This window comes from Vibrio sp. B1Z05, from assembly GCF_052955985.1.
Genome location: NZ_CP130463.1, coordinates 861,614 through 873,998 on the forward strand (window position 1 = coordinate 861,614; position 12,385 = coordinate 873,998).

Annotated in this window: 10 protein-coding genes; 4 read left to right on the forward strand and 6 right to left on the reverse strand. The window is 42.5% G+C overall.

Annotated features, from left to right (window positions below):
- Positions 1-167: 167 nt before the first annotated feature.
- Both QV280_RS04040 and QV280_RS04045 read right to left on the reverse strand, forming a co-directional pair.
- The gene (locus tag QV280_RS04040) at positions 168-1,967 is read right to left on the reverse strand and encodes a DUF3413 domain-containing protein (protein ID WP_152821800.1); all 1,800 of its coding nucleotides are present in this window, start codon (positions 1,965-1,967) and stop codon (positions 168-170) included.
- A 25-nt stretch (positions 1,968-1,992) separates the two neighbouring features.
- On the reverse strand, positions 1,993-2,208 hold the full coding sequence (locus tag QV280_RS04045; protein ID WP_023402801.1) for a YejL family protein: 216 nt from the start codon (positions 2,206-2,208) through the stop codon (positions 1,993-1,995).
- Positions 2,209-2,292: 84 nt separating this feature from the next.
- Here QV280_RS04045 and yejK point away from each other — a divergent pair, with 84 nt between their 5' ends.
- Both yejK and asd read left to right on the forward strand, forming a co-directional pair.
- Positions 2,293-3,294, forward strand: a complete 1,002-nt coding sequence (gene yejK / locus QV280_RS04050) for a nucleoid-associated protein YejK (protein WP_023402800.1) — start codon at positions 2,293-2,295, stop codon at positions 3,292-3,294.
- A gap of 177 nt (positions 3,295-3,471) precedes the next feature.
- Positions 3,472-4,590 carry an aspartate-semialdehyde dehydrogenase gene (asd, locus tag QV280_RS04055; RefSeq protein ID WP_152821997.1) on the forward strand — a complete coding sequence of 373 codons (1,119 nt, stop codon included), beginning with the start codon at positions 3,472-3,474 and terminating at the stop codon, positions 4,588-4,590.
- Positions 4,591-4,727: 137 nt separating this feature from the next.
- Here the strand turns inward: asd and QV280_RS04060 are convergent, their stop codons facing one another.
- Both QV280_RS04060 and QV280_RS04065 read right to left on the reverse strand, forming a co-directional pair.
- Positions 4,728-5,615: an ion transporter gene (locus QV280_RS04060; RefSeq protein WP_023402798.1), complete on the reverse strand. Its 888-nt coding sequence runs from the start codon at positions 5,613-5,615 to the stop codon at positions 4,728-4,730.
- Positions 5,616-5,766: 151 nt separating this feature from the next.
- Positions 5,767-6,408 carry a YchE family NAAT transporter gene (locus QV280_RS04065; protein WP_023402797.1) on the reverse strand — a complete coding sequence of 214 codons (642 nt, stop codon included), beginning with the start codon at positions 6,406-6,408 and terminating at the stop codon, positions 5,767-5,769.
- Positions 6,409-6,998: 590 nt separating this feature from the next.
- Here QV280_RS04065 and adhE point away from each other — a divergent pair.
- Entirely contained in the window at positions 6,999-9,671 is a 2,673-nt protein-coding gene (adhE, locus tag QV280_RS04070) for a bifunctional acetaldehyde-CoA/alcohol dehydrogenase (RefSeq protein ID WP_023402796.1), read from the forward strand.
- 152 nt (positions 9,672-9,823) lie between these two features.
- On the opposite strand, the gene QV280_RS04075 is transcribed toward adhE, so the two are convergent.
- Positions 9,824-10,501: an SDR family oxidoreductase gene (locus tag QV280_RS04075; RefSeq protein WP_023402795.1), complete on the reverse strand. Its 678-nt coding sequence runs from the start codon at positions 10,499-10,501 to the stop codon at positions 9,824-9,826.
- 383 nt (positions 10,502-10,884) lie between these two features.
- Positions 10,885-11,469: a superoxide dismutase [Fe] gene (gene sodB, locus QV280_RS04080; protein ID WP_023402794.1), complete on the reverse strand. Its 585-nt coding sequence runs from the start codon at positions 11,467-11,469 to the stop codon at positions 10,885-10,887.
- Between the two features lie 488 nt (positions 11,470-11,957).
- Here sodB and grxD point away from each other — a divergent pair, with 488 nt between their 5' ends.
- Positions 11,958-12,287 carry a Grx4 family monothiol glutaredoxin gene (gene grxD, locus QV280_RS04085; protein ID WP_023402793.1) on the forward strand — a complete coding sequence of 110 codons (330 nt, stop codon included), beginning with the start codon at positions 11,958-11,960 and terminating at the stop codon, positions 12,285-12,287.
- Positions 12,288-12,385: the final 98 nt, after the last annotated feature.

The window sequence follows — 12,385 nt, forward strand, 5'->3', positions numbered from 1 at the left end:
GGGTCGTATTTAATGTGATTTGGGGTATTTCTGAGTGTATTTCGCTGTTCTTTGTAGACTTAAACTTATGTAACGACAACAAAAAAGAGAGCCGAAGCTCTCTTTTAAATACTCTCTTTTAAATAGTAGCGTTGTTAGGTTTGCAACCTGCTTACACCTTTACAGAATTAATCTTGAGCATAGAAACGTTTGGTTTCTGATAAGCCTTGCATAATCACAGAAAGTTTTGGTTTGGCGTCACGTTCACGGCGATAGTCGTGGTTGTACACTTTGTAGTTTCCGTATCGGTCTAGCACTGTGATTTCGTTGCTGGAAATCAAAGCGAACTCGCGGGCGTCACCTGCCATTGTCCAGCGGCGTTTGCTTGGGTCAAATAAGTTCTTACCGCTGCTAAAGTCGACAGGGTTCGAGGTAACGCCGAGTAAGTCTTGCATTAAGGTCACTGATAAATCGAAGTGACTGGTTACGTGCGTGTACTCATGTGCGGGTTTATTCGGCCAATGGATTACCATAGGGACTTGCAACTGGTATTTACTGTAGTTGCTGTTCGCGCCCCAGCTGTTGGTCTTGGTTTCGTTGAACTCCCAACCGTGATCTGAGGTGATGACAACGATTGTGTTATCCAACAATTGCTGTTCTTTTAAGGTATCGAGAATTTGTGAAATAGACTGATCTATTTTACTGGTCGATGTGACGTAGGCTTTTTGCAGAACCGATTTGGCATCTTTATTAGAGATGTTGTCCACATGGTCTTCAAATTGCTGCATCTGCATTAGGTGAACCACGCTAAACCAACTTTTATTGGTTTCGTTTGTGAGCCACTGCTGCCAACTTTTAACGGCTCCACGGTCCGATTTGCTTTCTACATCGGTTTGGCCTTCATCTCTATTATGAAAAATAGTGTCATTGTAGATGCTGGCAGAGAAGTCATTGCCACTAAATAAGCCTAGATCGTAATTACGGTACATTAACTGTTGTATAAACAGAGGCTCAGTTTCAAAATGACGAACGCTTGCAGAGTAGGTGGCAGGGATGCCATAAAACAAGCCAAATGCTGCGCTGTTATCGTTACCAGAACTTAGGTGTTGGCTAAAGTTTTGGTTTTGCTCAGCAAATTCATGCAAGGTTGGCATGGCATCAGGAGTCATGCTATCAGCACGCAAGTTTTCAACCATAACCACCAGTAAGTTATAGTTTTTACTTTTGTTTTTGTTGATTTGCAATACTTCTAGTGGATAGGCCAGCACTTCACTGTTGGCATCACCACGCTCAATACGTTGCTGGTATTCAGCTCTATCAAACCACCCTTGACGCTCCAAGAAGGTTTTCGCCGTCATAGGATAAGAGAGAGGGAAGTTAGCTCTTTGATTGGTGATTGGATTATAGAAAGTGGCATCTGCCCAGATATAGATCAGATGGCTAAAGATAAATCCAATAAAGAAAACCGCGGCAATCGGGCGACCGATACGCTTGTGCGACAGTTTTCTTTGCTTGCGCCAAACCCACTCGGCAAGAGCGAGTTGGACGAAGAAAATAATAGGAACAAGAACGAATAACGTCTGCCACTTGGCATTTATGGCGTTTTTGTCGTCGCTTAACAGTAACTCCCAAACAATAGGGTTAAGGTGTAAGTTGAGCTCTTGATACGCTTGGGTATCTAATAGTAATACGGTGAGACCTATGGTACTTGCCAGTACACCTAAGATCCTAAACAGTTTAAAGTTAGGGACAACAAAGGTGAGAGGGAAAAGGCATAGGATATACAAGCCAAATACTAAAAAGCCGAAATGCCCCACCCATGAAGAGGCGAGGTAAAGCTGACCAAGAAAAGTCTCTGGCCAAGGAGATTCGGCTATGTAACGCGTCCCGATAAGCATTGCGATGATGACATTGAAAAAACTGAACCAATGTCCCCAACTGACAAGCCTTGATACCCGTTCCGCGTAGGAATTACCGCTATTTACCATGAATAATCGTTCTTGTAATTAATTATTAGTCATCAACTGATGCAATCAGTGCATCTGCAAAAGTTTTAGCAATGACTTTACGTTGTCCCTTCGCCACGTTCTGATTTAGAACGTTTGTGGCGATATTACCAACCAACATCAAGCTGAGTTCTGGAGTAGACTCGTGTCTCTCTAAAACGGTAGCAATCTCAGCTAACATGGTTTCAACTTTCTCGTCACTGTATTTTGATGTAATAGGCATAGTTACTCTGCTAATGATAGTGTAAACGGCTTATGATAACCTACTCTCAATAACAACTGAAAGCACAAGAGATAGAAATATCCTATGAGTTTACAATTATCCAATGTCATTTTGCATCAATTAGTTAAAGATTCTGAGCAACAGCTTGCGGTTAACTACCGAGAATCGGCTTTATCGAACGATGCTTCTACTGAAAGTTTAGTCGCAGAACTGCACCGAGTGTTCAATGCCAAGGCGGGAAAGGGCTTCGGCACCTTTGCTGAAGAGAGCGAATTTAAAGTCTGGTTGGATGAGTCACTTGCTGAGCAGCAAGACTTTTACACTTTCTCACAAAATAGCGCCAAGCGTTTAATCTCTGAAATCAGTAAATACTCATTTGCTGAAGAAGGTTTTTTAGTGTTGGCTCGTTATCAGTCGTTAGCGACCGATTATTTGTTCATTGCCTTAGTGCCATCAAATGAAAGCCTTAAAGTAACCGAAGGGCTAGAGATCAGTGCCACGGATTACCTAGATATCTCGAAAATGGATATTGCGGCACGCATCGATTTATCGACCTATCAAACGGACAGCGACTCAAATCGTTACTTAACCTTTATCAAAGGGCGAGTAGGGCGCAAAGTGGCGGATTTCTTCCTTGATTTCTTGCAAGCTGAAACAGGCTTAGATACCAAGCAGCAAAACCTTGTGCTGATGCAGGCGGTGGACGATTTTGTTGCCGATGCCAAGTTGGAAAAAGAAGAAGCCAATTCTTATCGCAAGCAAGTAGCCGATTACTGCAACGACCAAATCAAAAGTGGTGATGACGTTGAAGTAAAAGAACTCTCTCAAGAGCTGCCAAAAAGTGACGATGGCACCAGCTTTGTGGAGTTTACTCAAGAGCAAGGCTATCAGCTTGAAGAGAGCTTCCCTGGTGACAGAACCGCCGTGCGCAAATTGACTAAATTTGTTGGCGCCGGTGGCGGCTTGAATATTAGCTTTGATGCCATGTTGCTTGAAGAGCGCGTATTTTATGATGCAGAGACCGATACGCTGACTATTAAGGGCACACCACCCAATTTACGCGATCAATTGGTGCGAAAAGGCTAGTTGTGCAAAGTAAAAATAGAGAAGCGTAACGAAATGGTGAGGTTTTTTGATCTTTGTTGATAAATCTCTTGTCATTCGCTTCAACTTTTTTAAATATGTCAGGAACAATAAATTTTGATTGAGCGCGAATAATTGTATTTGTCGCTCAATCTACTTAATTACATGGAGTAATAGATGATGCGAGTAGGTTTAGTCGGCTGGCGCGGTATGGTTGGTTCGGTTTTAATGCAGCGAATGGTAGAAGAGCGTGATTTTGATCTGATAGAGCCTGTCTTTTACAGCACCTCTCAGGTTGGTATTCCGGCTCCGGTCTACATGGGTAAAGATGCGGGCATGTTACAAGACGCTTTTGATATTGAAAGTCTCAAGCAACTTGATGCTATCGTCACCTGTCAAGGTGGTAGCTACACCGAGAAAGTGTACCCTGCACTAAAACAAGCTGGCTGGAAAGGCTACTGGATTGATGCAGCTTCTACGCTGCGTATGGCTAACGACTCCATTATTACTTTAGACCCTGTTAACTTAGCTCAAATCCAACAAGGCATTCATTCTGGCACTTCTACCTTTGTTGGTGGTAACTGTACTGTAAGCTTAATGCTGATGGCACTTGGTGGCCTGTACGAGAAAGGCATGGTTGAGTGGATGAGCGCCATGACGTATCAAGCCGCTTCTGGCGCAGGTGCCAAGAATATGCGTGAGCTTATCGCGCAAATGGGCACAGTGCAGCAGTCAGTGGCGGCTGAGCTTGCCGATCCTGCTTCTTCTATCTTAGATATTGACCGTAAAGTGGCGGAGACGATTCGTTCAGACGCATTCCCAACCGATCAGTTCGGTGCGCCTCTGGCAGGCTCTTTGATCCCTTGGATTGATGTGAAGCGTGATAATGGCCAAAGTAAAGAAGAATGGAAAGCAGGCGTTGAAGCGAACAAGATTCTTGGTTTAGGCGGCAACCCAATTGCGATTGATGGTACTTGTGTACGTATCGGCGCAATGCGCTGTCACGCACAAGCGCTGACCATCAAGCTAAAACAAAATGTGCCTATGGATGAAATCGAAGAGATCATCGGTACGCATAATGACTGGGTTAAAGTGGTGCCAAACGAGCGCGATATTACCGCTCAAGAGCTAACGCCAGCTAAAGTGACTGGTACTATGTCTGTGCCTGTCGGTCGCTTGCGTAAAATGGCGATGGGCGATGACTTCCTAAATGCTTTCACTGTAGGTGATCAGCTTTTATGGGGCGCAGCAGAACCACTACGTCGTACTCTACGCATCATCTTAGAAGCGAAGTCGTAATTTAGAACTCCAGTTTTTACGTGTTTAAAAAGTAAATGTTTAAAAAGCGCCGTTTGGCGCTTTTTTTGTGGCTGTTATTTGTGAGCGCTTATTTACTGAGATTAGCAGTACAGTGATTACTACCAAGGTGACAGGCATTAGTCATAATCGCTAGGCGTGTCATTTACCTTGACCACTCTCTCTTCATGCGAGGGCAACTCACTGCCGCAATGCTTGCAATGAAAGGCATCCGGTTCATGATCGTTTTTCATGCAGTTCGGGCACATCACTAATAGCCGGTGGTTTTGATAGGTTTTCTTTTGCTGTTTTACTTCTTGGCTCATTTCCGCCGTAATAATGCCAGTAGGCACGGCTAAGATTGAGTAACCCAGTAACATGGTTAGAGATGCGACGGCTCTACCTAGTGTCGTGACTGGGGATATATCGCCATAGCCGACAGTGGTGATGGTTACAATGGCCCAATAAATGCTGGTGGGGATGCTAGTAAAGCCATTGTCTGGCCCTTCAATTACATACAAAAGTGAGCCAAATATCGTCACCAGAATGGCGACCATACTAAAGAAGACAAATATCTTACGTCTTGAGTTCAATAGTGAACGCATGATGATGTTTGAGTCTTGAATGTACTGTACAAGTTTCAAAATTCTAAAGATGCGCATAATTCTAAGGAGGCGTACCACCCCAAGGAAGTGAGCATTTGGAATGAGTAACGCCAAGTAGAAAGGTAAGATGGCGATTAAATCAACAAAACCATAGAAGCTTTTGGCGTACGCCCAAGGTTTGGGTGAACAATATAAACGCAATAGATACTCGATAGTAAATAAAACGGTAAACAAAATTTCCAGAACCTGTAAAACATTGGCGTGTTTTTGGTTTATTGATTCAACTGAGCCCATAATCAAAACGAGCAAAGAACCTAAAATTGACAGAATTAATGTGATATCAAACCAACGCCCAGATGGTGTGTCTGTGCGAAAAATGATCACATAAAGTTTATGTTTGAGACTGTATTCATTTTGAGGCATATCATTTCAACTTAAATCAGTAATAACAATAGGATAGCATGTAGATTTAGATTGATTTGAATAAAGCAAAGGTCGATTATCGCTTGCCATAGACGAAAAAAGCACCACTAGGGTGCTTTTTATGTGTTCATTATGTATGCAAATGTAACTGCTATAGCATTAAACCTGGGAATAATGCGCCAATTCCACCGGCAATAAACTCAATTCCGAGTGCGCCAAGTATCAAACCCATAATACGAGTGATTACGTTGATACCTGTTTGCCCTAGAAAACGTACGATGAAGGGTGCAGAGCGAAACAGTATCCAACAACAAAATGCAAAAACTAAAACCGTCAGTGTGACTGCAATATAGTCGACAGGTCCGGAATGGTTAGAGCCAAATACAATTGTTGAGCTGATTGCACCAGGTCCGGCCATTAGTGGCATTGCAAGCGGTACCACACCTACTTGTTCTTTGCTGATACTTTCCGCTTTTTCTTGTTTATTCTGTTTCTGTTCACCAAGTTGCCCGTTCATCATCGAAAAAGCAATACTCACCAAAAGAAGACCACCCGCGATACGAAACGAATCTAAAGAGATACTGAACACGTCAAGCAGGAACTGACCTGCAAACAAAGAAACAATCAAAATAACTGCAACGGCAATGTTAGCTGTCGAAGCGGTTTTTATGCGTTCTTCAGGCGATAAATGATTCGTTAACGTCACAAATATCGGCATGATTCCAACCGGATTTACAATGGCAAATAAGCCAACAAAAAACTGTAAATAAACAGCGATATCGATACCTTGCATCACTAAACCTTTAACAAAAAGAGAGGGGGAGAAAAAAGTGTCGCTACTTTAATAAAGGATGCTGTTTTACGCTAGTAAAACTTGCAATTTCATACCTGAATTAAATTAAATCAACATTGATTTTGCATTAGAAAAACTAATGAATTGGCTTGTTCCATTAATGGTAGTTGAACAACTCATTTTTGATTGTCAAGGGGAGGGCGGAAACCATGGCTTTGAACTTACTTTTTGGAGCAAATTAATAATTGTCGTATGCGAAACAATGGTTATACTAGGGTCTGGCACGTTTATTACGGCCTACAGAAAAAATAAATTACTACTTAAGATAACGGTGTTTTCGTAGTAAAGCGGTACTTTCATGGATGATATCAGTGTCGTAGAAAGCCTTATTTGTCATACAATATGGCATTTAGGCCTAACTTAGCTAATAACTATTTTGCGTATAGTTCTTTCAAACTAAGTGATCTGAATCAATTTTATTCGGAGAGTGAAATAATATACTCGTCTGTGAAAGCTATTTACTAAGTTGTGTTGTTTGGTTAACAAACCTTACTAAAAAGTTTTTAATTTTAAATATCTAGGAGACAATTATGCCTGTAACTAATATGGCTGAGCTAGACGCTCTGGTAGCACGTGTTAAAGCAGCTCAAGAAGAGTTCTCAACTTTTTCTCAAGAGAAAGTGGATGCAATCTTCCGTGCAGCTTCTTTAGCAGCTAACCAAGCTCGTATTCCTCTAGCACAGCAAGCTGTTGCTGAATCTGGCATGGGCATCGTGGAAGATAAGGTTATCAAAAACCACTTTGCATCAGAGTTTATCTACAACAAATACAAGGACGAGAAGACTTGTGGCATCTTAGAAGAAGATGACAACTTGGGTACAATGACTATCGCAGAACCTGTAGGTATCATCTGTGGTATCGTTCCAACAACAAACCCAACTTCAACTGCAATTTTCAAATCTTTAATCTCTCTTAAAACACGTAACGGCATCATCTTCTCGCCACACCCACGCGCTAAAAACTCAACTAACGACGCAGCTAAGCTTGTTCTTGAAGCAGCAGTAGCAGCAGGCGCACCAAAAGACATCATTGGTTGGATTGACCAACCTTCAGTAGAATTGTCTAACGGCCTAATGAAGCATGAAGGCATTGCACTTATCCTTGCAACTGGTGGTCCAGGCATGGTTAAAGCGGCTTACTCTTCAGGTAAACCAGCAATCGGTGTTGGCGCGGGTAACGTTCCAGTAGTTATCGATGAAACTGCAGACATCAAACGTGCGGTAGCTTCTATCCTTATGTCTAAAACCTTCGATAACGGCGTAGTTTGTGCTTCTGAGCAAGCGGCTATCGTAGTAAGCGAAGTGTATGACGAAGTTAAAGAGCGTTTCGCTTCTCACAAAGCGCACGTACTAAGCAAAGCTGACGCAAACAAAGTACGTAAAGTACTGCTAATTGACGGTAACCTAAACGCTAAAATCGTAGGTCAACCTGCTCCAGCAATCGCTGAAATGGCCGGTGTTAAAGTTCCTGCTGATACTAAAGTTCTAGTGGGTGAAGGTCTGGGTAAAGTTTCTTACGATGATGAGTTCGCTCATGAGAAACTATCTCCAACTCTAGGTCTATTCCGCGCGGATAACTTTGAAGATGCGGTTGCTCAAGCTGAAACTATGGTTGAGATTGGCGGTATCGGTCACACATCTGGTCTATACACTGACCAAGATACTAACGCTGACCGTATCCGTTACTTCGGTGACAAACTAAAAACAGCTCGTATTCTAATCAACATCCCATCGACTCACGGTGGTATTGGTGACTTGTACAACTTTAACGTTGCACCTTCTCTAACTCTAGGTTGTGGTTCTTGGGGTGGTAACTCTATCTCTGAGAACGTGGGTCCTAAGCACCTTATCAACAAGAAAACTGTAGCGAAGCGAGCTGAAAATATGTTGTGGCACAAACTACCTAAGTCTATTTACTTCCGTCGTGGCAGCCTGCCAATCGCACTTGGCGATCTAGAAGGTAAAAAACGCGCATTCCTAGTAACTGACCGTTTCCTATTTAACAACGGTTATGCAGATAGCGTAGTAAGCATTCTTAAAGCTCAAGGCATCGAAGTGCAAACTTTCTTTGATGTAGAAGCGGATCCAACATTGTCTGTTGTTGAAAAAGGCGCTGCAGCAATGCAAAGCTTCCAACCAGATGTAATCCTAGCACTTGGTGGTGGTTCACCAATGGATGCGGCTAAGATCATGTGGGTTATGTACGAGCACCCAGAAACGCACTTTGAAGAGCTAGCAATGCGCTTTATGGATATCCGTAAACGTATTTACAAGTTCCCTAAAATGGGCGCGAAAGCTGAGCTAGTATGTATCACTACTACTTCAGGTACAGGTTCTGAAGTAACACCATTTGCGGTTGTTACTGACGATGAAACTGGTGCTAAGTACCCTCTAGCGGATTACGAACTAACGCCAAACATGGCAATCGTTGATGCTAACTTAGTTATGAACATGCCTAAGTCTCTAACAGCATTTGGTGGCTACGATGCAGTGACTCACGCACTTGAAGCGTACGTTTCAGTTCTAGCGAACGAGTACTCAGATGGTCAAGCTCTACAAGCACTTAAGATGCTTAAAGAGTACCTACCATCAAGCTACAAAAATGGCGCAGCTGACCCAATCGCTCGTGAGAAAGTACACAATGCGGCAACGATTGCTGGTATCGCATTTGCACAGTCTTTCCTAGGTGTGTGTCACTCAATCGCTCACAAAATCGGTGCTGAGTTCCACTTGCCACACGGTCTTGCAAACGCATTGATGATCTCTAACGTTGTTCGTTACAACGCAAACGACAACCCAACTAAACAAACTGCATTCTCTCAATACGACCGTCCGCAAGCACGTCGTCGTTACGCTGAAGTTGCTGACCACCTAGACCTAAGTCAACCAGGTGACCGCACTGCACAGAAAATTGAGCGTCTACTGACTTGGTTGGAAGAGCTTAAGAAAGAACTGGATATCCCACTGTCTATTCAAGAAGCGGGTGTTAACGAAGCAGACTTCACGGCTAAACTTGAAGAGCTATCTGTGGAAGCGTTCGATGACCAATGTACTGGTGCGAACCCACGTTACCCTCTAATCTCTGAGCTAAAAGAAGTTCTAACAACGTCTTACTACGGTAAGCCTTACGTTGAAGGTGAAACTTTTGAAGGCACTACAGTAATCAAGAAAAAAGCAGACCAAAAGCCTGCTAAAGCGAAGTAATTCGACTCTTGAAAAGTGGGCTTAGATAATAAGCCCACCGTAAATAATAAAACCCCAGTGCCGTTGTGCTCTGGGGTTTTTTGTTTATTGCGACTTTTTTCCTGTGCTATTTCTGATCACTGACTTAGTGTAATTGGCATAAGACTACAACACTACCAAGACATCACCCGCCCATTAAAAGAATCGTTTGACACTATGTATTCGGTGTTTCTAATTAAATCTTCTCGGATAGTGGCAAAGCTATGTTGATGATCATCCGTGGCCAAATGGTGCACGCTGGGTAAAATACCGCCGACACGGATATCAAAAGGATGAAGTTCCTTTGCCCAGCTCTTAGTCAAGCCACTGACCATGGAGCAGATGCTTTCTGTGCCGAGTATAACGTGCGCATTTTCATTAGTTAGGATGTTTATAATGACGCCACGATTGTCATTTTTACGCATTTGTTCAGCACAAGCGTGCCCGCAACTGAACAGTGATTGAACTATGTTGGAAAATTTTGCACTGAACTCTTCTGCAGGAGAGGTACTGACTAAAGTTGGCAGCGGGCGGTTTTCCCAGTGATTGATCAACACATCCACACCTTGATTGTAAAACTTCTCTATGTAGTAAAACATGGCGTCAACATGCTCTTGGGTGTCATCGGGCAGAGTGTAAGTACATACGTTGTAACCCGCAGCGAGACAATCTCGATAGGTTTCCTTTAACTGTGCAGCGCTTTTATCAGTAATGACCACTCTGGCACCTAAGGAGGCAAAGTGTAGGGCAAGTGTTTTACCCAATATGGTTCCTGCTGAGGTGATCAGCACTACTGAGTTATGTATAACCATATATTTACCTCCCCCCAATTTTTAAATTGCCACTTACCCTGTTTACCACATCAATCGTAGTAACTAACAGATCACTTAATCACTGCAATGGTATAACTGTTTAGCTTGGTATTTAGGGTACGCTTAACTAATAAGCTATCAATCAATATAGTGTTTAAAAAGTAAACAGGTTGAGTCATTTGTTACAATTGTGATATGCAACAGCTTGAGTTAAGGGGTAGGTCACATATTGTGCTGAGATAGTGCGATGAATTTCGTGGTTTTCGTCAGCTTAGTCATGATTGGTGGGATGTTATGAGCTGGCGCTAGAGAAATGAAGTGATGATATTGAGCAAAAAAATAGGCCACCAAATTGGCAGCCTATTTATCGCATTTTTAGCTTATTATTTAGCTAAGTTTTCTGCAACGAAGTCCCAGTTAACAAGAGCCCAGAAGCCATTCATGTATTCTGGACGAACGTTACGGTAATCGATGTAGTAAGCGTGTTCCCACAGATCAACAGTAAGAAGCGGAGTTACGCCAGCTTCTGTTAGAGGAGTTGCTGCGTTTGAAGTGTTTACGATTGCTAGTGAACCGTCTGCATTTTTAACAAGCCAAGTCCAAGAAGAACCGAAGTTGTTGATTGCAGAATCAGTGAATTTAGCTTTGAACTCTTCAAAAGAACCAAATGCAGCGTTGATAGCATCCGCTACCGCACCTGTTGGTTCGCCACCTGCTTTAGGTGCTAGACAATGCCAGTAGAAAGTGTGGTTCCAAATTTGAGCCGCGTTGTTGAATACGCCACCAGTAGAAGTTTTAACGATTTCTTCTAGTGTTTTGCCTTCAAACTCAGTGCCTGGAATTAGGCCGTTTAGCTTTACAACGTAAGTGTTGTGGTGCTTGCCGTGGTGAAAATCTAGAGTTTCAGCTGAGATATGTGGTTCTAGTGCATCTTTTGCATAAGGAAGAGCTGGTAATTCAAATGCCATTTGCTCGGTTCTCCATTTATTTGGGCTAAGCCCTAAGCTTCCCATGTAGTAAGAATATGTATTTAATAAGAAAAAGGCTCATTAAGTACATGCTACAGCGTCGTTTTGAACACGAACCACTGTACTAATACCAATCGTAGCAATCAACAGTCATTGGTATAATTCGTTGGCATTCTATCAATTTTTGGTGCTAATAAAAGGTTAGGTTGCAAAATTATAACATTTACTGGTGAGTAAATCGGGAGAATTCTTTTAAAGAATATTGTCTCAGGCCAGTAATTATGGGGCTTGCAGAGGAATATGCCCTGTTATGAAAATCGCATTAACAGTAATTTTGTTTCTGCATCAATTGATATACTATGTGGGCACTGCAACAAGATTTGTTCAAATACGTAACAATAACCTTATTTAGTTTATGGTTTTTATTCTAAACTAGTAAGGTAAAATGGCGAGATATTATCAAGAGCACACCGACTCAGAGGTCCTTAATGGAAACCCTAGACAAAATTAAACAGCAAATCGAACAAAACACTATTCTTCTATACATGAAGGGTTCACCTAAGCTTCCAAGCTGTGGGTTTTCTTCACAAGCGTCTCAAGCTTTGATGGCGTGTGGTGAGAAGTTTGCTTACGTTGATATTCTGCAAAACCCAGATATCCGCGCAGAGCTTCCAGCTTACGCGCAATGGCCTACATTCCCTCAACTTTGGGTTGAAGGCGAGCTTGTTGGTGGCTGTGACATCATTATCGAGATGTTCCAAAAAGGCGAACTACAACCGCTAGTTAAAGAAGCGGCTGAACGCGCTGCTGGCGAATAAGTGTTTTTGTAACCTATTTTTTAGGTCAATAACTAAAAAAGGCTTCCGTTTGGAAGCCTTTTGTTTATCAGTCAGCTACAAATGTAGTCACTTTTCTA